This window comes from Kitasatospora sp. NPDC087314 (genome assembly GCF_044744365.1).
GTDB lineage: Bacteria > Actinomycetota > Actinomycetes > Streptomycetales > Streptomycetaceae > Kitasatospora.
This window is the reverse complement of sequence record NZ_JBIUYE010000001.1, coordinates 589,031-607,121: the sequence shown is the minus strand read 5'-3', so window position 1 is coordinate 607,121 and position 18,091 is coordinate 589,031. Positions and strand designations below refer to the sequence as shown.

The window sequence follows — 18,091 nt, the reverse complement described above, 5'->3', positions numbered from 1 at the left end:
GTCGTGCCCTTCATGGCCCTGGTCACGCAGCTCATGGCCCAGGAGCCTTACGCGAGCGCCAGACGTGTCTTCTGGATCGTCGACAACGGTTCCTCCCACCGAGGGATACCCCGCAGCCTGCCCCGCCCGTCACCGCCCCAGCCCCCGCAATGACCGGCACAAGAGGCCACGTGGACAGGGAAAACACAACTTCGACACGGGCCGCAGAGGCAGCTACCTTCGCCTGGTCTTCGGCGATCGCCCACGGTCGCACCGGAGTTCCTTCAGGCTGAGCCACCCGCGACGGGACGAGTCGGTCACGCCCCACGAATCCTCGCCCCCATGCGTAAGCCACCGAACCGGGTCCACACCAGGCACCCCCGACCAGGGAGAGACGCATGCCCCATCTTGCGCTGTACACGTTCGGCGTCCTGAAGTCACCTCTCGCCGATCCCGCACCTCTCACGCGCGAACTCCACGACAGCGGCGAGGCCATCTACCGGATGATCAGCCAGCACCCCGGATACCTCGCTCATGCTGAAGCGGCGGACGGCGACCGGGGCACACACTTCGACTTGGACTGGGGTGCATGGGGAGAGTTCGCCGTACCGACCTGGTACGGCAAGGGCCGTACGGTGGAAACCACCGCCCTGGCCGCGACCCTCTCACTCTGGACCGACCTGCGCCCCGCCTTCGACGCCATCTACACCGGTCTGCACCGTGAGGCGCTGAACAGGCGTTACGACTGGTTCGAGCGGACGGGACACCCGCTTTACGTCTTCTGGTGGGTCTCCGACGGCGTGATACCCACCTGGCAGGACGGGGTTTCCAGGCTGGAACACCTCCACGACCACGCCTCCGCGCCGCACGCCTTCACCTTCCACCACCCGTTCGCCCCGGACGGAACTACGACCAGGCTCAAAGGCGTCGGGCCGAAGAGCGACCAGGTTCACTGACAAGGAAGCCTGAACGACTGGGTTCGCTGTCAAACGCCTCGATCTTCCGGGCCGACTCGGACCCAGCGTGCCCGACGGGTCGGCACAGTCCCTGCGACCCTCCCGGCTCTGCTCGCGCGGGAGCGCCCCGCGGCGCGTGGCTGCGGAGCGCCTTGGGGGGAGGGTTAGTCGACCGGCTGCCCGTCGTACGTACCGCCCTTGCAGAGGTTGCCCGGCTCGTTGATCGCGGGCGTTCCGCCGCCCTGCCTGCACTGATTAGGGGTGACGTAGTGTGGGGCACCCTGTGCAGTGGCGGTGACGGTGGTGGCGGCGGTCGCGGCGGTGGCGACTCCTGTGAGGCCGAGTCCGGCGAAGGCTGCCGTGGCGGTGACGGCGGCGAGGATTCGTCGAATGCGCATTTAGTTCCCCTTTCACGGATTGCCTCGGTTGGGGCACTAATCAGCTTGATCTTCATCCATGTGGGTGGCACGTCACGTTACGCCATTCGGGTGACAGTGCTGTCCGGTGCGGGGCGGTGACGCGACCCGTCGGACAGGCGATATGCAGGGCGTTGGCAACGGGACCGAGCTGGAGTGCGGCCACCAGCGCCCTCTTCCCCAGCCTCCGGGCTGACATCCTCGGCCCGAGCGGCTCACTCGCGAGCGCAGGAGTCGACCCCGCCGACTTCCTGCGCTCGCCCCCGCTTCCCCTGCAGCAGGATCCAGCGCGTGCTCATCACGCACGTTGCCCACCGACCACTGCACCGCCCGCCGCGTCCGCCCGACCAACCCTGTGATCTGATCGCCCTGTTGACGTGCTACCAACAGGAGCTGACCATGTCCTCAACCCCGCCCACCACCGTCCGCCTGACCGTCGGCGGGCACACCTTCGACGGGCTGGCCGCCGGGCCCGCCGACGGGGAACTCGTCCTGCTGCTGCACGGGTTCCCCGAGTTCGCCGACTGCTGGAGCGCCGAGCTGACCGCGCTGGCCGCGGCCGGTTACCGCGCGGTGGCGGTGGACCAGCGCGGCTACTCCCCCGACGCCCGCCCCGCGGACATCGCGGACTACTCCGTCGAGCTGCTGGTCGCGGACGCCCTCGGTTTCGCCGACGCCCTGGACGCGCCGCGCTTCCACCTGGTCGCCCACGACTGGGGCGGCCTCGTCGCCTGGGCGCTGGCCTCCACCCACCCGGAGCGGCTGCGCAGCCTGACCGTGCTCTCCACCCCGCACCCCGAGGCGCTCTACGAGGCCCTGAACAACGACAGCGACCAGCGCGAACGCTCCCAGTACATCAGGGAGTTCCGCCTGCCGGAGCACGTGGCCGAGCAGGCCATGCTGGCCGACGACGCGGCCCGGCTGCGCGCGATCTACCGGGGCGCGCTGCCGACGGACCTGGCCGAGTCCAACGTCCGACGGCTGACCGAGCCGGGTGTGCTGACGGCCGGGCTCAACTGGTACCGGGCGATCAACGAGGAACTCCGGGTGCCGGCCGGCGAGATCACCGTCCGCACGCTCTTCGTCTGGGGCACCGAGGACCGCGCCCTGGGCCGCGACGCCGCCGACCTGACGGCCAAGCACGTCAGCGCCCCGTACCGGTTCGTTGCGCTGGAGGGCGCCACCCACTGGCTGCCGGAAGCCGACGCCGAGCGGATCGTGCCGCTGCTCCTGGAGCACCTCGCGGGCTGACCCGGAGCGGGGTTCCCGGCGCGCCGCCCCACCGGCGCGCCGATGCCCTCGGCAGCACCCACCGCCCGGGCCGGCCGCAAGCCTCGCGCGCCGCCGGGCCCTCGCGGACGCCGCCGCTGGATTCGCCGCCTTCCGGTCCTCGTTCGGCCGCAACCCCCGCAACGTTGACACCACGTGCCCGGTCGGCCGGGGCTCGCGGGCCCGTCGCCCGGCGGTACGGGACTTCCAGGGGCGTCTCCTGGTTGTCGCCGCCGGTCAGGAGTGTGGGTCAGTAACCAACGCGGTTCCTGATGGCAGGAGAGACCTTCCTATGACTCCAGCCATAGATTGCATTCTCATATGAGCCTAATCATGCAACTAATTTCCCACCTATTCTTACCCGAGGGAGTCCTCGGCAAATTCAGGGTCGACTGCCATATTCTTCAGCGGGCGAGGAATATTCCTGGCCTTACGTCGGCAGTTCCAACGAACAGAGGATGACGATGAGTAGCATGCGCAGCGCCCGCGAGCAGTTCGACGAGATCGACACCGACCACAACGGCTACATCAGCCCCGATGAGCTGAAGACGTACCTCATGCAGAACCCCAAGGTCAGCGAGGCCAACGCGAAGGCGACGATCCAGTACGCCGACGAGAACAGCGACGGTCGGATCAGCTTCGAGGAGTTCTCCGACCTCATTCGATAGGCGGGGAAGTCCCCAACTCGACCATTCCAAGGCACCTGCCGTGATCGCACGGCAGGTGCCTTGGCAGCTGGCTGCGAATCCGGCCTTGCGGCGTACTGAACTTCCATGCGCGATGCCGGGTTGGTTATCCGAATACCCGGCCCTTGAGCCCGATCGGCGCGTTGGGCCTGCAGCCGGGGAGATGCACGGCGCGGCTCGCACGCGTTGAAGGGGCCCGGACACTCTCGCGTCCGGGCCCGTTCGACGGCGATCCGTCAGTGTGCGGCGGCCTCCCAGTTGGCGCCGACGCCGACCGAGACGTCCAGCGGGGCGCGCAGCGGGTAGGCGCCGGCCATCTGCTCGCGGACGATCGCCTCGACCCGCTCGCGCTCGCCCGGGGCCAGCTCCAGCACGATTTCGTCGTGCACCTGGAGCAGCATCCGGGAGGTGAGGCCGGCGGCCCGCAGCGCCTCGTCCACCCGCAGCATGGCGATCTTGACGATGTCGGCGGCCGAGCCCTGGATGGGGGCGTTGAGGGCCATCCGCTCGGCCATCTCGCGGCGCTGGCGGTTGTCGCTGTTGAGGTCCGGCAGGTAGCGGCGACGGCCGAGCAGCGTCTCGGTGTAGCCGGTGGCGCGGGCCTCGTCGACGACCCTGCGCAGGTAGTCGCGGACGCCGCCGAAGCGCTCGAAGTAGGTGTCCATCAGACCCTGGGCCTCGGCGGGCTTGATGCCGAGCTGCTGCGAGAGCCCGTACGCGGACAGCCCGTAGGCGAGGCCGTAGGACATCGCCTTGATCTTGCGGCGCATCTCGGCGTCCACCGCGGCACCCGGGACCTCGAACACCTGGGAGGCGACGGTGGTGTGCAGGTCCTCGCCGGTGGCGAAGGCCTCGATCAGGGCCTCGTCCTCGGACAGGTGCGCCATGATGCGCAGTTCGATCTGCGAGTAGTCGGCGGTGAGCAGCGCCTCGTAACCCTCGCCGACCACGAAGGCGCGGCGGATGGCGCGGCCCTCCTCGGTGCGGACGGGGATGTTCTGCAGGTTCGGGTCCTGCGAGGAGAGCCGGCCGGTGGCGGCGACCATCTGGTTGAAGGTGGTGTGGATGCGGCCCTTGGGCGAGACGGTCTTGAGCAGGCCCTCGACCGTGGTGCGCAGCTTGGCCTGGTCGCGGTGGCGCAGCAGGATGACCGGCAGCTCGTTGTCGGTCTGGGTGGCGAGCCAGGTGAGCGCGTCGGCGTCGGTGGTGTAGCCGGTCTTGATCTTCTTGGTCTTGGGGAGGGCGAGCTCGCCGAAGAGGATCTCCTGCAGCTGCTTGGGCGAGCCGAGGTTGAACTCGCGCCCGGCGGCGGCGTGCGCCTCCTCGACCACGCGCTGGATCTCGGCCGCGAACTGCGCCTCCAGGCCGGTGAGCCAGGGGCCGTCGGCGGCGATGCCGTAGCGCTCCATCCGGGCGAGCAGGGCGGCGATGGGCAACTCCATGTCGCGCAGCAGCCCGGTGGCGCCGACCTCGGCCAGGCGGGTGTCGAAGAGCGCGGCGAGGTCGAGGACGGCGCGGGCCTGGAGCATGAGCGCCTGGGCGCGGGCCGCCTCCGCGTCGATGTCGCCGGCCTCCTCCGGCGCGTCGAAGGCGAGTTGGCCGTCCTCGGTGGCGGGGGCGGGGGTGAGCGAGCGGGCCAGGTACTCCTCGGCGAGCACCTCCAGGGTGAAGGTCCGGCGGCCGGGCTTCTCCAGGTAGGCGGCGAGGGCGGTGTCGGCGACGACGCCCTCGATGGTCCAGCCGCGCTCGGCGAAGGCCCGCATGACCTGCTTGGCGATGTGCAGGGCCTTGGGGGCGGCCGGGTCGGCGAGCCAGGCGGCGAAGGCCCGCTCGTCCTCCTCGGCGAGCTGCGCCGGGTCGAACCAGGCGGCGGACTCTCCGGCGGCGAGGGCGACTTCGGTGACCTCGCCGCTGCCGAGCGCCCACTGGTAGACGGCGGCCAGCGCGACCGGGGCCTTGGTGTCGGCGGCGTGCTCCCGGAGCCAGGCGACCAGCGTGCCCGGGTCGGTGAGCAGTTCGCCGTCGACCTCGACGCCGGGGGCGAGTTCGGCCGCGGCCTCCTCCCCGCCGGCGGCCGGGTCGATGCCGTAGACGCGGTCGCGGAAGTTGGCGTTGCGGAACTCCAGCGACTCCATGAGCGTGCCGACGGCGTCCCGGTCGAACGGTGCGCGGGCCAGGTCGCCGACGCCGAGCGGGAGTTCGACGTCCCGGACGAGCTCGGTGAGGACCCGGTTGCGCTTGACCGAGTCGAGGTGGTCGCGCAGCTTCTCGCCGATCTTGCCCTTCACCTCGTCGGCGCGGGAGACGAGTTCGTCGAAGGAGCCGAACTGGTTGACCCACTTGGCGGCGGTCTTCTCGCCGACGCCGGGGATGCCGGGCAGGTTGTCGGACGGGTCTCCGCGCAGGGCCGCGAGGTCCGGGTACTGGCGCGGGGTGACGCCGTACTTCTCGGCGACCTTCTCCGGGGTGTAGCGGGTGAGTTCGGAGACGCCCTTGGTCGGGTAGAGGACGGTGACGTGGTCGGTGACCAGCTGGAGGGAGTCGCGGTCGCCGGTGACGATGTCGACGTCGTAGCCGGCCGCCTCGGCGGCGGTGGCCAGGGTGGCGATGATGTCGTCGGCCTCGAAGCCCTCGGCGGTGATCCGGGGGATGCTCATGGCGTCGAGCAGTTCGCCGATCAGACCGACCTGGCTGCGGAACTCGTCCGGCGTCTTGGCCCGGTTGGCCTTGTAGTCGGGGAACTCGACGGAGCGGAAGGTCTGCCGGGAGAGGTCGAAGGCGACGGCGAGGTGGGTGGGCTGCTCGTCCCGGACGGTGTTGGCGAGCATCGAGGCGAAGCCGTAGACCGCGTTGGTGGGCTGGCCGGTGACCGTGTTGAAGTTCTCCACGGGCAGGGCGTAGAAGGCCCGGTAGGCCATCGAGTGCCCGTCGAGCAGCATCAGCCGGGGCCGCGGGCCGGCCCCGCCGCCACCCGTCGCGCCCTTGTCCGTACTCTGCGTAGCCACGTCAACGTCCGTTCCTGCCGATTCCACTACCGGCCACCGATCCTATGGCCCGGCACCGACAAAAGGGGCGCCATGCCGGTCGGGCGCGGAACGCGGGCGGCGGCACCGCGCCGGGGACCGCACCGGGGACCGCCACGCCAGCCCCCGGGCGCGGCCGCTACCGCCGAGTAGGACGGTCGTACCATCACAGGCAGCACGACACAGGCAGCACCACGACGTGACCCCCGAGCGGCAGGAGTTCCCCATGACCGACGCGGCCCCCGACGCGGCCCCCGTCCTGAACGTCCCGCAGGACGTGCTGGACCACTTCGCCAAGCTCGGCGTCAACCCGGAGACCTTCTCCGGCGGCCACCTCGGCGAGAAGCTCGGCATCCGGATCGTCGAGGCCTCCGGCGACCGGGTGGTCGGCACCATGCCGGTGGAGGGCAACCAGCAGCCGTACGGGCTGCTGCACGGCGGGGCGTCGGCGGCGCTGGCGGAGACGCTGGGCTCGATCGGCGCGATGCTGCACGCCGGTCCCGGCCGGTACGCGGTCGGGGTGGACCTCAACGCCACCCACCACCGCTCGGCCACCTCCGGGCTGGTCACCGGGGTGGCGACGGCCGTGTTCAAGGGCCGCACCGCCGCCACGTACGAGATCGCGATCACCGACGACACCGGCAGGCGGGTCACCAGCTGCCGGCTGACCTGCATGCTGCGCGACCTCTGATCCCGCGCCGGGGCCCTCCCCGACTTTCCGACGGATCATCACATCCCTTGGCCGCCCTCTTGTTTGACCTCCCTCTGCCCTGGGCAGGCGTCGGTCCAGACAAGGGGGCGGCGGCATGTCCGGGCGCGGTCGGCACGGTTCCACGCCGAAATTCCACGCTTGTAACGCTGTGTAACAGCCAGGAAATCCTAGTAACGGCCCGTTCCGAGGCCCAAGGGCACCCCGAAACCCCTTCACCGTTCCCCCAGTGTCCGAAATCCGGACGTGCACGGCCGGAGCGAGCACACCGGACGCGGGTGTCCGATTATCGGCGTGGACAGCAACATCCCCCACTACCGGCCCTTACATCTCCCCAACAGCCCGTACATGCCCGACATCGACGGATCGATCGGGCCGGAACGACCACATGCTGAGACAACTGCTCCGTGTGCTCATAACAAGAGAATCACAGCCTCGCCACACCACTGCCCGAGCCGCCCAGGGGCATCTAGAGTCACGGCCAGTCACCGCGCCACCGGATTGGGCCCGACCCTCCGCGCATCCCCGGCTCCCGCCACTCAGGCGCGGCGCCTCCCGACCCGAAGGGGACCCTCGTGCGTCACCGTTCAGCAGTTGTCGTGAGCATTGCCGTGATCGGCGCCCTCAGCCTCAGCGCGTGCGGCTCCCGCGGCGACAAGAAGTCCGCCGACGGGGGCGGCGGCAACAGCGGTTCCACCACCACCGTCACCATCGGCGTCGACGCCCCGCTCACCGGCGACCTCTCCGCCCTCGGTCTCGGCATCCGCAACTCCGTCGACCTCGCGATCAAGAAGGCCAACGAACAGAACGAGGTCCCCGGCGTCAAGTTCCAGATCAAGGCCCTCGACGACACCGGCAAGCCCGCCCCCGGCCAGCAGAACGCCACCCAGCTCGTCGCCGACAACGGCGTCCTCGGCGTCGTCGGGCCCCTCAACTCCAGTGTCGCGCAGTCGATGCAGCAGATCTTCAACGACGCCAACCTGGTCGAGATCTCCCCCGCCAACACCGGCGTCGCCCTCAGCCAGGGCGAGAAGTGGGCCAGCGGCGACAAGAAGCGCCCCTTCAAGTCCTACTTCCGCACCGCCACCACCGACGCCGTCCAGGGCCCCTTCGCCGCCCAGTACCTCAGCCAGGACGCCAAGAAGACCAAGGTCTTCCTGATCGACGACCAGAAGACCTACGGCGCCGGCCTCGCCGCCACCTTCAAGGGCGAGTTCACCAAGCTGGGCGGCGCCATCGTCGGCGAGGAACACGTCAACCCCGACGACCGCGACTTCTCCGCCATCGTCACCAAGGTCAAGAGCTCCAGCGCCGAAGCCGTCTACTTCGGCGGCGAGTACCCCGCCGCCGGCCCGCTCTCCCTCCAGCTCAAGGAGGCCGGCGTCAACATCCCGCTGATGGGCGGCGACGGCATCCAGAGCGGCGACTTCATCAAGCTCAACCCCAAGAGCCAGGGCGACTTCGCCACCGCCGTCGGCCTGCCCGTCGAACAGCTCCCCACCGCCGCCAAGTTCATCGCCGACTACAAGGCCGCCGGCTACAAGGACGCCTACGAGACCTACGGCGGCTACTCCTACGACAGCGCCTGGGCCATCGTCCAGGCCGTCAAGAACGTCGTGGCCGGCAACGGCGGCAAGCTGCCCGCCAACCCGCGCGCCGCCGTCGTCGACGCCGTCCAGAAGGTCTCCTTCGACGGCGTCACCGGCACGGTCTCCTTCGACGAGTTCGGCGACACCACCAACAAGCAGCTCACCGTCTACACCGTCAAGGACGGCAAGTGGGCCGTGGAGAAGTCCGGCACCTTCAAGGGCTGAGCCCCGCCGGCCACCGGCCCGGCCCCAGCGGTCACACCGCCCGAGGACCGGGCCACCCGGCCAACCGCCGGGCCACCCGACGGCCCGGCCACACCCGCACCACCCGAACACACCGGCACCACAGCGCGCGGGGACGCCACGAGTGCCCCCGCGCGCCCCCACATCCACCACCCACGCGGACACCCCGAACGCACTACGGAGGCCCAGCGGTGCACGACCTACCGCAGCAGCTGGCCAACGGCCTGATCCTCGGCGCCCTCTACGGGCTCGTCGCGATCGGCTACACGATGGTCTACGGCATCGTCCAGCTCATCAACTTCGCCCACGGCGAGATCGTCATGGTCGGCGGCTTCGGCGCCCTGACCGCCTACCTCGCCCTCCCCGGCGGCACCACCCTGTGGCTGGCCCTGCCGCTCATGCTGATCGCCGGAATCCTGGTCTCCACCCTCACCGCGGTCGCCGCCGAGCGCTTCGCCTACCGGCCCCTGCGCAACGCCCCCCGGCTCGCCCCCCTCATCACCGCGATCGGGCTGTCCATCTTCCTCCAGCAACTCGTCTTCTCCTTCTACCCCGACGCCAAGAAGGCCCGCGTCTTCCCCAAGCTCCCCGGCGACCCCTTCAGCCTCGGCTCCGTCACCATCCAGCGCAGCGACCTCTTCCTGATCATCGCCGCCCCGCTGTGCATGCTCGCCCTCGGCTGGTTCGTCACCCGCACCCGCTCCGGCCGCGCCATGCAGGCCACCAGCCAGGACCCCGACACCGCCAAGCTCATGGGCATCGACACCGACCGCATCATCGTCATGGCCTTCGCCATCGGCGCCGCGTTCGCCGCCGTCGCCGCCGTCGCCTACGGACTGCGCAGCGGCCAGGTCGACTTCCGGATGGGCTTCATCCTCGGCCTCAAGGCCTTCACCGCCGCCGTCCTGGGCGGCATCGGCAACATCTACGGCGCCATGCTCGGCGGCGTCGCCCTCGGCCTCGCCGAAGCCCTCGCCACCGGCTACATCCAGCACCTCCCCGGCATGCACCTCTTCGGTGGCGGCGCCTGGAAGGACGTCTGGGCCTTCGTACTCCTCATCCTCGTGCTCCTCGTCCGGCCCCAAGGCCTGCTCGGCGAGCGCGTCGCGGACAGGGCGTGACCACCATGACCACCACCACCGAAACCACCCCGGTCATCCCCCTGCCGGCCCGCGCCGCCACCGCCCTCACCGGCCTCGGCGCCCTCACCACCGCCGCCTCCGCCGCCCTCCCCTGGACCTGGACCTCCGACTTCCCCGGCGACCTCACCTACGCCGGCTCCCCCGCCGGCCTCCAATGGCTCGCCCTCACCGCCGGACTCCTCACCCTCGTCCTGCTCCTCGCCACCCACGGCACCCCCGGCCTGCGCTGGGCCACCCCCACCCGCAGCCACAACGCCGTCCTCTACGCCGCCACCGGCGCCCTCGCCGTCGGCGTCTTCTCCGTCACCGCCATCGCCGTCGAACTCGGCGGCCTCGCCAACCTCGAACCCGGCGGCTGGATCCTCGCCGCCGGCGGCCTCCTCACCGTCCTCGGCGCCCTCGGCCTCCCCCTCGACCGCCGCACCCGCGTGCCGCTGCGGACCCTCGACCGGCGCCTGTTCCTGCTCGTCCCCGCCGCCCCCCTCGGCTGGTTCGGCGCCCACGCCATCCCCGGCGACCAACCCGTCGCCCCCGTCATGACCGCCCTCGCCGGCGCCCTCGCCCTCGCCACCGGCGCCGTCCTGCTTCTCCAGCTCGGCCACCTCGCCAACACCTGGCTGCGCCTGGGCAGCATCGCCCGACCCCTGCCCGCGCCCCGCCAACTCCCGTCCTGGGCCGAGGTCCTGATCATCGTCCTGGCCTTCGGCCTCGGACTCTTCGCGATCACCTTCGGCATCGACACCGAGTACGGCGAACTCTTCACCGGCTACCTGCTGCTCGCCGCCTTCGTCGTCCCCGCCCTCACCAGGTCCGGCCTGCTCGCCCGGCTGCGCGCCCTCACCGTCAAGCACCGCCCGGTCACCACCGGCGCCGCCTTCGCCGCCGCCGCCAGCTTCCCGTTCACCCAGACCAGCGACCAGTACACCTCCGTCGCCACCAACATCCTGATCTTCGCCACCGTCGCCCTCGGCCTCAACATCGTCGTCGGCCTCGCCGGCCTGCTCGACCTCGGGTACGTCGCCTTCCTCGGCGTCGGCGCCTACGCAGCCGCCCTCGTCTCCGGCTCCCCCGCCTCCCCCATCCACGTCCAGTTCCCGTTCTGGGCCGCGATGCTCACCGGCGCCGCCGTCTCGATGGTCTTCGGCGTCCTCATCGGCGCCCCCACCCTGCGACTGCGCGGCGACTACCTCGCCATCGTCACCCTCGGCTTCGGCGAGATCTTCCGCATCACCATGCTCAACCTCAACGGCACCACCGGCCCCAAGGTCACCAACGGCTCCAACGGCATCCCGCGGATCCCCGACCTGGAGATCCTCGGCTTCGACCTCGGCAAGACGCACACCGTCGCCGGCATCGAACTCGGCCGCTTCTCCAACTACTACCTGCTGATGCTCCTCGTCACCGCCCTGGTCGTGCTCGTCTTCGCCCGGGTCGGCAACTCCCGCATCGGCCGCGCCTGGGTCGCCATCCGCGAGGACGAGACCGCCGCCGAGGCCATGGGCATCAACGGCTTCCGCCTCAAGCTCCTGGCCTTCGCCCTCGGTGCCTGCCTCGCCGGCCTCGCCGGCACCGTCCAGGCCCACGTCAGCTACACCGTCACCCCCGACCAGTACACGTTCGCCGAGGCACTCCCGCCGAACTCCGCCTTCCTGCTCGCCGCCGTCATCCTCGGCGGCATGGGCACCATCAGCGGCCCCCTCGCCGGCGCCACCCTCCTCTTCCTCATCCCCAAGAAGCTCGAATTCCTCTCCGACTACCAGCTGCTCGCGTTCGGCGCCGCCCTGATCATCCTCATGCGCGTGCGCCCCGAAGGCCTCATCCCCAACCGGCGCCGGCAACTGGAGTTCCACGAGGCCGCCATCCCGGCCCAGCCCACCGGAGACGACGCCGCACTCACCAAGGCAGGGGCGTGACCACCCAGATGACCACCACCGCCACACCCCTGCTCGAAGTCACCGGCGTCACCATGCGCTTCGGCGGCCTCACCGCCGTCAACGACGTCAGCCTCACCGTCGGCGAGGGCGAGATCATCGGCCTCATCGGACCCAACGGCGCCGGCAAGACCACCTTCTTCAACTGCCTCACCGGCCTCTACGTCCCCACCGAGGGTACCGTCCGCTACCGCGACACCCTCCTGCCCCCCAAACCCCACCTCGTCACCCAGGCCGGCATCGCCCGCACCTTCCAGAACATCCGGCTCTTCGCCAACATGACCGTCCTGGAGAACGTCCTCGTCGGCCGCCACTCCCGCACCAAGGAAGGCATCTTCTCCGCCATCCTCCGCGGCCCCGGCTACCACCGCGCCGAAGCCGAGAGCCGCGAGAAGGCCATGGAGCTCCTCGCCTTCACCGGCCTCGCCGACAAGGCCGACCACCTCGCCCGCAACCTCCCCTACGGCGAACAGCGCAAGCTGGAGATCGCCCGCGCCCTCGCCTCCGACCCCGGCCTCCTCCTGCTCGACGAACCCACCGCCGGTATGAACCCCCAGGAGACCCGCGCCGCCGAGGAACTCGTCTTCGCCATCCGCGACCGGGGCGTCTCCATCCTCGTCATCGAGCACGACATGCGCTTCATCTTCAACCTCTGTGACCGCACCGCCGTCCTCGTCCAGGGCCAGAAGATCGTCGAGGGCGACCGCGAAACCGTCCAGAACGACGAACGCGTCATCACCGCCTACCTCGGCGCCCCGCTCGAAGGCACCACCCCGGCCGTTACGGAGACCGACCAGTGACCGCACTCCTCGAGGTCGAGGACCTCCGCGTCGCCTACGGCAAGATCGAAGCCGTCAAGGGCATCAGCTTCACCGTCAACCAGGGCGAGGTCACCACCCTCATCGGCACCAACGGCGCCGGCAAGACCACCACCCTGCGCACCCTGTCCGGGCTCCTCAAGCCCACCGCGGGGCGCCTCACCTTCGACGGCCAGGACCTCGGCACGGTCCCCGCCCACAAGATCGTCGCCCTCGGCCTCGCCCACTCTCCCGAAGGCCGGCACATCTTCCCCCGCATGACCATCGAGGAGAACCTCCTCCTCGGCGCCTTCCTGCGCACCGACGCGGCGGGCATCCAGGCGGACGTGGAACGGGCCTACGGCCTCTTCCCCATCCTCGGCGAACGCCGCCGCCAGGCCGCCGGGACGCTCTCCGGCGGCGAGCAGCAGATGCTCGCCATGGGGCGGGCGCTGATGTCCCGGCCCAAACTGCTCATGCTCGACGAACCCTCCATGGGCCTGTCCCCGCTGATGATGCAGAAGATCATGGCGACCATCGTCGAGCTCAAGGCCGCCGGGACGACCATCCTGCTCGTCGAACAGAACGCCCAGGCGGCGCTCTCGCTGTCCGACCGCGGCTACGTCATGGAGACCGGCCGGATCGTCCTGTCCGGGACGGGCGCCGACCTCCTGCACGACGAGTCCGTACGGAAGGCCTACCTCGGCGAGGACTGAGCCTCCGAACACACGATGGGCCCGGCAGAAGCATCTGCCGGGCCCATCGTCTTCACCGCTACTCGGGCTTGCCCTCGTCCGCCTTCTTGCGGTCCTGGGCCTCGCCCTCCTCGATGACCGCCTCGGCCACCGCCGCCATCGTCATCCGGCGGTCCATCGACGTCTTCTGGATCCACCGGAACGCCGCCGGCTCGTTCAGCCCGAACTTGGTCTGCAGCACGCCCTTCGCCCGGTCCACCAGCTTCCGGGTCTCCAGCCGCTGCGTGAGATCCCCGATCTCCTTCTCCAGCGCCCGCATCTCGGTGTACCGCGACACCGCCATCTCGATCGCGGGCACCAGGTCGGACTTGCTGAACGGCTTCACGATGTACGCCATCGCCCCGGCGTCCCGCGCCCGGTCCACCAGCTCCCGCTGCGAGAACGCCGTCAGCATCAGAACCGGCGCCAGGTGCTTCTCGTGAATCTGCTCGGCGGCGGAGAGCCCGTCCAGCACCGGCATCTTCACGTCGAAGATCGCGAGGTCGGGTCGAAGCTCCTCCACGAGCTTCACCGCCGTGGCCCCGTCCCCGGCCTCACCGACGACGGTGTACCCCTCCTCTTCGAGCATCTCCTTGAGGTCGAGGCGGATCAGCGCCTCGTCCTCGGCGATCACAATCCGGGTGATCTGGGGTGAATCGGTCTCAAGCGGCTGTGCCTGCTCGTCGGCGGTGCTCACGGGGCTCCTAGTTCCGGCGGGGTACTGCATGCACGAGGGTACCTAGCTGCGCCCAACAGCGCTCACAGGGTATCCTTCACGGGCGCGAACTTGCCGGGTTGGTGGAAGGGCAGACACGATCGCCTCAAAAGCGATTGCTCGAAAGGGCGTGTGGGTTCGAATCCCACACTCGGCACCATATTTTTCCTCACATTCCCAGGCTGCGGGAAATTCACCTCATCTAGTGGATCACATCAAAAGGGTCCACCATTCAGCTTGGCGCGCCTCAATCTGACGCACATGACGTCTCTCTCCGTGCGCGAACAAGCCGTGCACCTCCTCCGTCGAGGTGTACCCAATGCCGATGTCGCCCGACGACTCCGGGTCTCTCCTGGCACGGTTTCCTGGTGGAAGCATCAAGACCTCGCCAAATGCCGTCAGCTCCCCGGCCGCAAGCGTTCCGCGTGCATGCACTGCTACGGCGACGACCTGGACCGCCGCGCCTACGCCTATCTGCTCGGCCTCTACCTCGGCGACGGCCACATCCTGCTCCCCAACGAGTACCGCAGGACGCAGAGCCTTCAGATCACCTGTGACGATCACTGGCCGGGAATCACCGACTCCGTCGAGAACGCCATGCTCCTGGTCTTTCCCAGGAACAAGCCCTGCAGAGTACGACGGACCGGCTGTCACGACGTCAAGCCCTACTCGAATCACCTGACCTGCCACTTCCCCCAGCACGGTCCCAGCAAGAAGCACGAACGCACCATAGCCCTGGAACCCTGGCAGCAGGAGATCGTCGACGCCCACCCCTGGGAGTTCCTGCGCGGCCTGATCCACTCCGACGGCTGCCGCATCACCAACTGGACCATCCGCACGGCCGGCGGCGTCAAGAAGCGCTACGAGTACCCGCGCTACTTCTTCACCAACACCTCGACCGACATCATCGGCCTCTTCACCGCCACCCTCGACGCCGTCGGAGTCGAGTGGAAGGCCTCGATCCCCCGCCCCACCGGCCAGGTGAACATCTCCATCGCCCGCAAGGACTCCGTCGCCCTCCTGGACGCCCACATCGGCCCCAAGCACTGACGGCGGCGGCGCGGCCCCTCCGGGAAGGGCCGCGCCGCTCCGGTCAGCTGTCCAGCGTCCCCACGTGGTGGACGCGGACGAGGTTGGTGGAGCCGGCGAGGCCGGGCGGGGAGCCGGCGGTGATGACGACGATGTCGCCCTTCTGGCAGCGGCCGAGCGACAGCAACGCCGCGTCCACCTGCTCGACCATCTCGTCCGTGGTCGGGGCGAAGGGGCCGAGGAAGGTCTCGACGCCCCAGGTGAGGGCGAGTTGGCTGCGGACGGCGGGTTCGTAGGTGAAGGCGAGGACGGGGATGGGTGAGCGGTAACGGGTGAGGCGGCGGGCGGTGTCGCCGGACTGGGTGAAGGCGACGAGGTACTTGGCGTGCAGGAAGTCGCCGATCTCGGCGGCCGCGCGGGCGACGGCGCCGCCCTGGGTCCGCGGCTTGCTGCCGGCGGTGAGGGGCGGGAGGCCGGCGGCGAGGATGTCGGTCTCGGCGGCCTCGATGACGCGGCCCATGGTCTTGACCGTCTCGACCGGGAACTTGCCGACGGAGGTCTCGCCGGAGAGCATCACCGCGTCGGTGCCGTCGAGGACGGCGTTGGCGACGTCGGAGGCCTCGGCCCGGGTGGGCCGGGAGGTGTTGATCATCGATTCGAGCATCTGGGTGGCGACGATGACCGGCTTGGCGTTGCGCCGGGCGAGCTTGACGGCGCGTTTCTGGACGAGCGGGACCTGTTCGAGGGGCATCTCCACGCCCAGGTCGCCGCGGGCCACCATGATGCCGTCGAAGGCGTCGACGATGGCTTCCAGGTTGTCGACCGCCTGCGGCTTCTCGATCTTCGCGATGACCGGGACGTGGCGGCCCTCCTCGTCCATGACCCGGTGGACGTCCTCGATGTCGCGGCCGCTTCGGACGAAGGAGAGGGCGACCAGGTCGGCGCCGGTGCGCAGCGCCCATCGCAGGTCGGCGACGTCCTTGTCGCTGAGTGCGGGGACGGAGACGGCGACACCGGGGAGGTTGAGGCCCTTGTGGTCGGAGACGAGGCCGCCTTCGATGACGAGGCAGCGGACCCGCGGTCCGTCGACCTCGACGACTTCGAGGGTGACCCGGCCGTCGTCGACGAGGATGCGTTCGCCGCGGGTCACGTCGGCGGCGAGGCCGGGGTAGGTGGTGCCGCAGATGTCCTTGTCTCCGACGACGCCGTTGTCGGTGGAGATGGTGAACTCGTCGCCGCGTTCGAGAAGTACGGGGCCGTGGGCGAAGGTGTCGAGCCGGATCTTCGGGCCTTGAAGGTCGACGAGGATGCCGACACTGCGGCCGGTCTCGTCGACGGCCTTGCGGACGCGGCGGTAGCGTTCCTCGTGTTCGGCGTGGGATCCGTGGCTGAGGTTGAAGCGGGCGATGTCCATTCCGGCGTCGACCAGGGATTTGATCTGGTCGTACGAGTCGGTGGCCGGCCCGAGAGTGCAGACGATTTTTGCTCGGCGCATACTGCTGAGGGTAGGCATTACCGGCGCGTAACCACGACGCGGGTCCGGACGGCGGGATGACCTTTGCCATAAGGCGAGTTGAACAATCTGACACATCCTCGGACCGGTGTGCGAGCGGCCGCCCGGGCGGCGGTGCCGATCGGCCCGCCGATGCGAACCCGTGAAGGGGTGTTCACCCCTGGTTCACCGTTGGTTCGGCCGCCGCTCCCCGCCCGGCGGGACGCTCGTCACCCCCGGGTGACCACCCGGACGACGTAGCGGACGAGGGGGAGGCGTTCGGTATGAGACGCGCTCTGGGGGTGTTGGCGGCGTTGGCCCTGCTGGGCGGGGTGACGTACGCACTGATCCCGGACGGGAAGCCGGGCGCCAAGCGGGCGACGGTCGTCGGACTGATCGGTTCGGAGAAGCGCGCCTTCTTCGAGAACCCGGACGTCAAGGCCGAGTTGGCGAAGCAGGGGCTTGAGGTGCGGGCCGACTCGGCCGGTTCGTGGACGATGAGCGAGCAGGCGAAGGACGGCAGCGGGCTGGACTTCGCCTTCCCGGCGAGCACGGCGCCGGCCAGGGCGATCCAGGCCAACTGGGGCCTGCAGGATTCGCCGCTGGTGCCGTTCTACTCGCCGCTGGTCGTGGTGGCGCACGAGCCGGTGGCGCAGGTGTTGCGGCAGAACAACCTGGCGACGGTGGACGATTCGAAGGTCTGGACGTTCCGGATGGACGACTACGTGGCCGCGTTGAAGGCGGGCCGCCAGTGGCAGGATCTCACGGGTGCGTCGGCCCATCCCGAGTTGGGCGGACCGATCTTCGTGACCACCACCGATCCGGAGAGTTCGTCCTCCGGGGCGATGTACGTCGCGCTGTTGTCGTACATCCTGAACAACCGCCAGGTGGTGTCGGACCAGGCCGGGATCGACGCCTCGAAGGACGTGCTGCGCTCGGCGACGGCGATGCAGGGCGGGCAGAAGAGCAGCAGCGACGAACCGTTCAAGGACTTCGGCGCGGGGGTCGGCAATCCGTTGGTCTTCGCCTACGAGTCGCAGGTCGCCGAGCTGGCGCTGCGGGGCCAGTCGACCGGGGACATGGTGGTGCTGTATCCGGACACCACGATCTACTCCGACCACACGGTGGTGGCGCGGACGGAGAACGGGCGCAAGCTCGCCGGTCTGCTCCAGGACGACGAGGTGCTCCGCCGGCTGGAGGCGAGGTTCGGCTTCCGCCCGCAGGCCAGTCCGGGGGCCTTCGCCGAGCTGGTGAAGGACAAGAAGCCGGTCTTCGCCCCTGATCTCACGGCGGCGAAGGTGAAGCAGCCGACGGTGCCGTCGCTGGACAACCTGACCAGGCTGATCGCGGCGGCCAAGGGGAGCAAGAAGTGAACATCCCG

At 69.6% G+C, this 18,091-nt stretch carries 15 protein-coding genes and 1 tRNA gene; 12 read left to right on the top strand and 4 right to left on the bottom strand.

The window, feature by feature from the left end; all coding sequences use genetic code 11:
- The first annotated feature begins 377 nt into the window (after positions 1-377).
- A complete protein-coding gene (locus ACIO5E_RS02760; protein WP_400662775.1) occupies positions 378-935 on the top strand; it encodes a DUF3291 domain-containing protein in 558 nt (185 codons plus the stop codon).
- A gap of 164 nt (positions 936-1,099) precedes the next feature.
- On the opposite strand, the gene ACIO5E_RS02755 is transcribed toward ACIO5E_RS02760, so the two are convergent.
- Positions 1,100-1,333 carry a hypothetical protein gene (locus ACIO5E_RS02755; RefSeq protein ID WP_400662772.1) on the bottom strand — a complete coding sequence of 78 codons (234 nt, stop codon included), beginning with the start codon at positions 1,331-1,333 and terminating at the stop codon, positions 1,100-1,102.
- Between the two features lie 417 nt (positions 1,334-1,750).
- On the opposite strand from ACIO5E_RS02755, the gene ACIO5E_RS02750 reads away from it, so the two are divergent.
- On the top strand, positions 1,751-2,602 hold the full coding sequence (locus ACIO5E_RS02750; protein ID WP_400662769.1) for an alpha/beta fold hydrolase: 852 nt from the start codon (positions 1,751-1,753) through the stop codon (positions 2,600-2,602).
- Between the two features lie 482 nt (positions 2,603-3,084).
- On the top strand, positions 3,085-3,288 hold the full coding sequence (locus ACIO5E_RS02745; RefSeq protein ID WP_348534055.1) for an EF-hand domain-containing protein: 204 nt from the start codon (positions 3,085-3,087) through the stop codon (positions 3,286-3,288).
- A 254-nt stretch (positions 3,289-3,542) separates the two neighbouring features.
- Here ACIO5E_RS02745 and polA read toward each other — a convergent pair whose 3' ends face one another.
- On the bottom strand, positions 3,543-6,245 hold the full coding sequence (gene polA / locus ACIO5E_RS02740; RefSeq protein ID WP_400663437.1) for a DNA polymerase I: 2,703 nt from the start codon (positions 6,243-6,245) through the stop codon (positions 3,543-3,545).
- A 310-nt stretch (positions 6,246-6,555) separates the two neighbouring features.
- Here polA and ACIO5E_RS02735 point away from each other — a divergent pair, with 310 nt between their 5' ends.
- The 6 genes from ACIO5E_RS02735 to ACIO5E_RS02710 all read left to right on the top strand — a co-directional run bounded on the left by ACIO5E_RS02735 (position 6,556) and on the right by ACIO5E_RS02710 (position 13,456).
- Positions 6,556-7,020, top strand: coding sequence for a PaaI family thioesterase (locus ACIO5E_RS02735; protein WP_400662765.1), 465 nt, complete (start codon positions 6,556-6,558; stop codon positions 7,018-7,020).
- A 593-nt stretch (positions 7,021-7,613) separates the two neighbouring features.
- Positions 7,614-8,852 (top strand): branched-chain amino acid ABC transporter substrate-binding protein, encoded by a 1,239-nt coding sequence (locus ACIO5E_RS02730; protein ID WP_400662763.1) that lies wholly within the window; start codon positions 7,614-7,616, stop codon positions 8,850-8,852.
- A 209-nt stretch (positions 8,853-9,061) separates the two neighbouring features.
- Positions 9,062-9,991 carry a branched-chain amino acid ABC transporter permease gene (locus ACIO5E_RS02725; protein WP_400662760.1) on the top strand — a complete coding sequence of 310 codons (930 nt, stop codon included), beginning with the start codon at positions 9,062-9,064 and terminating at the stop codon, positions 9,989-9,991.
- Between the two features lie 5 nt (positions 9,992-9,996).
- Positions 9,997-11,925, top strand: a complete 1,929-nt coding sequence (locus tag ACIO5E_RS02720; protein WP_400662757.1) for a branched-chain amino acid ABC transporter permease — start codon at positions 9,997-9,999, stop codon at positions 11,923-11,925.
- Positions 11,926-11,933: 8 nt separating this feature from the next.
- Positions 11,934-12,743, top strand: a complete 810-nt coding sequence (locus ACIO5E_RS02715) for an ABC transporter ATP-binding protein (RefSeq protein WP_400663434.1) — start codon at positions 11,934-11,936, stop codon at positions 12,741-12,743.
- Positions 12,740-13,456: an ABC transporter ATP-binding protein gene (locus tag ACIO5E_RS02710; RefSeq protein WP_400662754.1), complete on the top strand. Its 717-nt coding sequence runs from the start codon at positions 12,740-12,742 to the stop codon at positions 13,454-13,456. Before ACIO5E_RS02715 ends, ACIO5E_RS02710 begins: the two co-directional genes overlap by 4 nt.
- Before the next feature lie 58 nt (positions 13,457-13,514).
- Here the strand turns inward: ACIO5E_RS02710 and ACIO5E_RS02705 are convergent, their stop codons facing one another.
- Complete coding sequence (locus ACIO5E_RS02705) at positions 13,515-14,171, bottom strand: ANTAR domain-containing response regulator (RefSeq protein ID WP_400662751.1); 657 nt, start codon at positions 14,169-14,171, stop codon at positions 13,515-13,517.
- Between the two features lie 92 nt (positions 14,172-14,263).
- Here ACIO5E_RS02705 and ACIO5E_RS02700 point away from each other — a divergent pair.
- A tRNA-Leu gene (locus ACIO5E_RS02700) sits at positions 14,264-14,349 on the top strand.
- Positions 14,350-14,450: 101 nt separating this feature from the next.
- Positions 14,451-15,239 (top strand): helix-turn-helix domain-containing protein, encoded by a 789-nt coding sequence (locus ACIO5E_RS02695; RefSeq protein WP_400662748.1) that lies wholly within the window; start codon positions 14,451-14,453, stop codon positions 15,237-15,239.
- A 43-nt stretch (positions 15,240-15,282) separates the two neighbouring features.
- Here ACIO5E_RS02695 and pyk read toward each other — a convergent pair whose 3' ends face one another.
- Positions 15,283-16,713: a pyruvate kinase gene (pyk, locus tag ACIO5E_RS02690; protein WP_400662745.1), complete on the bottom strand. Its 1,431-nt coding sequence runs from the start codon at positions 16,711-16,713 to the stop codon at positions 15,283-15,285.
- Between the two features lie 281 nt (positions 16,714-16,994).
- Here pyk and ACIO5E_RS02685 point away from each other — a divergent pair, with 281 nt between their 5' ends.
- Positions 16,995-18,083, top strand: a complete 1,089-nt coding sequence (locus tag ACIO5E_RS02685) for a substrate-binding domain-containing protein (RefSeq protein WP_400662742.1) — start codon at positions 16,995-16,997, stop codon at positions 18,081-18,083.
- Positions 18,084-18,091: the final 8 nt, after the last annotated feature.

Coding starts and splice junctions, on each gene's coding strand:
- ACIO5E_RS02760 (WP_400662775.1), top strand. CDS start 378: ATGCCCCATCTTGCGCTGTACACGTTCGGCGTCCTGAAGTCACCTCTC.
- ACIO5E_RS02755 (WP_400662772.1), bottom strand. CDS start 1,333: ATGCGCATTCGACGAATCCTCGCCGCCGTCACCGCCACGGCAGCCTTC.
- ACIO5E_RS02750 (WP_400662769.1), top strand. CDS start 1,751: ATGTCCTCAACCCCGCCCACCACCGTCCGCCTGACCGTCGGCGGGCAC.
- ACIO5E_RS02745 (WP_348534055.1), top strand. CDS start 3,085: ATGAGTAGCATGCGCAGCGCCCGCGAGCAGTTCGACGAGATCGACACC.
- polA (WP_400663437.1), bottom strand. CDS start 6,245: ATGCTGCTCGACGGGCACTCGATGGCCTACCGGGCCTTCTACGCCCTG.
- ACIO5E_RS02735 (WP_400662765.1), top strand. CDS start 6,556: ATGACCGACGCGGCCCCCGACGCGGCCCCCGTCCTGAACGTCCCGCAG.
- ACIO5E_RS02720 (WP_400662757.1), top strand. CDS start 9,997: ATGACCACCACCACCGAAACCACCCCGGTCATCCCCCTGCCGGCCCGC.
- ACIO5E_RS02715 (WP_400663434.1), top strand. CDS start 11,934: ATGACCACCACCGCCACACCCCTGCTCGAAGTCACCGGCGTCACCATG.
- ACIO5E_RS02695 (WP_400662748.1), top strand. CDS start 14,451: ATGACGTCTCTCTCCGTGCGCGAACAAGCCGTGCACCTCCTCCGTCGA.
- pyk (WP_400662745.1), bottom strand. CDS start 16,713: ATGCGCCGAGCAAAAATCGTCTGCACTCTCGGGCCGGCCACCGACTCG.
- ACIO5E_RS02685 (WP_400662742.1), top strand. CDS start 16,995: ATGAGACGCGCTCTGGGGGTGTTGGCGGCGTTGGCCCTGCTGGGCGGG.